Annotated in this window: 1 protein-coding gene; it reads left to right on the forward strand. The window is 73.4% G+C overall.

The genetic code is table 11. The features are described from left to right. Nucleotides 1-2646 (forward strand): condensation domain-containing protein (locus ACIRVF_RS42900; RefSeq protein WP_402830687.1); only part of this gene is annotated, 2646 nt, incomplete at both ends.

Here is a 2646-nt window from a genome sequence, read left to right on the forward strand (position 1 = left end):
CCTCGGCGTCACCGAACTCGCCACCACCATCGCGCACGGCGGCGTCACCGCCGCCTGGCTCACCGCCGGCCTGTTCAACGTCATGGCCACCGAGGACCCGCAGACCTTCGCGGGTCTGCGCGAGGTGTGGACGGGCGGGGACATCGTCTCCGCGGCCGCCGTCCGGCGGGTCCTGGAGGCCTGCCCCGGCCTGCGGGTGGTGAACGGCTACGGGCCCACCGAGACCACCACCTTCGCCACCCACCACCCCGTGGCAGCAGCCGCCGAGCTCGCGGGTGCCGTCCCGATCGGCCGCCCCCTGCCCAACACCCGGACGTACGTGCTGGACGACACCCTCCGGCCCGTCCCGGCCGGGGTGCCCGGCGAGCTGTACATCGCCGGCGCCGGCCTCGCCCGCGGCTACGTCGGCCGACCGGTCCTGACCGCCGAGCGCTTCGTCGCCTGCCCCTTCGGCGAGCCCGGGAGCCGGATGTACCGCACCGGCGACCTCGTCCGCTGGACCACCACGGGCGAACTGGAGTTCGTCGGCCGAACGGACGACCAGGTCAAGGTCCGCGGCTTCCGCATCGAACTCGCAGAGGTCGAAGCCGCGTTCACCGCCCACCCGGCCGTCCGCCAGGCCTTCGCGACCGTCCGCCAGGACCAGCCGGGTGACAAGCGCCTGGTCGCCTACGTCACCGGCACGGCGGCGCTCGACGAACTGCGCGTTTTCGTCGCCGGGCGCCTGCCCGCCTACATGGTCCCCGCCGCCGTCGTCACCCTCGACGCCCTGCCCGTCACCCCCAACGGCAAGGTCGACCGCCGCGCCCTCCCCGCCCCCGACTACTCCGGCACCGCCACCGGCCGGGCACCCCGCAACGCGACCGAGCAGACCCTGTGCGAGCTCTTCGCCGAGGTCCTCGGAACGGCCGAGCCGAGCATCGACGACAACTTCTTCGACCTCGGCGGGCACTCCCTCCTCGCCACCCGGCTGGCCAGTCGCATCCGCACCGCCCTCGGCACCGAACTCCCCATCCGCACCCTCTTCGACAGCCCCACCGTCGCGGGACTGGCCCAGCACCTCGGCGAGGGCCGCACCCCGCTACGCGCCGCCCTGGCCGCCCGGGAGCGGCCCGAGCTCGTCCCGCTCTCGTACGCCCAGCAACGCCTGTGGTTCATCGACCAGTTCGAGGGACCGAGCGCCCTCTACAACACCCCCTTCGCGATCCGGCTGACCGGCGAGGTCGACGCCGCGGCCCTGGCCGAGGCCCTCGGCGACCTGGTCGACCGGCACGAGGTACTGCGCACCCTCTTCCCGAACGCCGACGGCCGACCCCACCAGCTGGTCGCCGAGGGCCTCCGGCCCCACCTCACCGTCACCCCCGTCGGCGACCGGACCGAACTGGCCGGACTGCTGGACCGGGCCGTCGGCGAAGCCTTCGACCTGGCCGTCGAACTGCCCCTCCGCTGCACGCTGTTCTCGCTGTCCGCCGAGGAGCACGTGCTGCTGGTGCTGATGCACCACATCGCCAGCGACGGCTGGTCCGTCGCCCCGCTCTTCCGCGACCTCGCCGCCGCCTACCGGGCCCGCACGGCCGGCGCCGCCCCGGACTGGCGGCCACTGCCCGTCCAGTACGCCGACTACACCCTCTGGCAGCGCGAACTCCTCGGCGCCGAGGACGACCGGGACAGCCTGCTCGGGCGGCAACTCAGCTTCTGGCAGCAGGCCCTGGCCGACGCCCCGGAGGAACTGGCACTGCCCTACGACCGTCCGCGCCCGGCGACTCCCACCCATCGGGGCGAGCTGGTCGAGTTCGCCATCGGCTGCGAACTGCACCGCGGACTGACCGAGTTGGCCGCCGACAGCCGAGCGAGCCTGTTCATGGTGCTGCAGGCCGCGGTGGCCGCGCTGTACACCCGTCTCGGCGCGGGCACCGACCTGCCGCTCGGCACCCCCACCGCCGGACGCACCGACGAAGCCCTCGACGACCTGGTCGGCTTCTTCGTCAACACCCTCGTCCTGCGCACCGACACCACCGGCAACCCCACCTTCCGCGAGCTGCTGGAACGCGTCCGCCGCACCGACCTGGACGCCTTCGAGCACCAGGACCTCCCCTTCGAACGCCTCGTCGAGCAGCTCAACCCCACCCGCACCCCCGCCCGCCACCCGCTCTTCCAGACCGTCATCGCTCTGGAGAACCAGGCCAAGGCCCCGGACACCTTCGGCGACCTCCCCTGCGCCGAGCTCGAATTCGACCTCGGCGTGGCCAAGTTCGACCTCTCCTTCGGCTTCACCGAACTGAGCGGCCCGGGCGGCCTCTCCGGCTCGATCGAGTACGCCGCGGACCTCTTCGACCACGCCACCGTCGCCACCCTCACCGAGCGCCTGCTGCGCGTCCTCGACGCCGCCGTCACCGACCCCGACACGCCGATCGGCGCGATCGAGATCCTGAGCGCGGCGGAGCGGGAGCAGCTGCTGACCGGCTGGGCCGGTCCCGACACCGGACTGCCGTCGGCGGCGGTGCCCGAGCTGTTCGAGGCGCAGGCCGCCGCGACGCCCGACGCCGTCGCCCTGGTCTTCGGCGGCGAGGAGCTGACGTACGCCGAACTCAACGCCCGGGCCAACGGCTTGGCCGTACAGCTACTGGAGTCGGGGGTCGGCACCGA

Origin of the sequence: Kitasatospora sp. NPDC101157, from assembly GCF_044768255.1 — a bacterium.
Lineage (GTDB): Bacteria > Actinomycetota > Actinomycetes > Streptomycetales > Streptomycetaceae > Kitasatospora.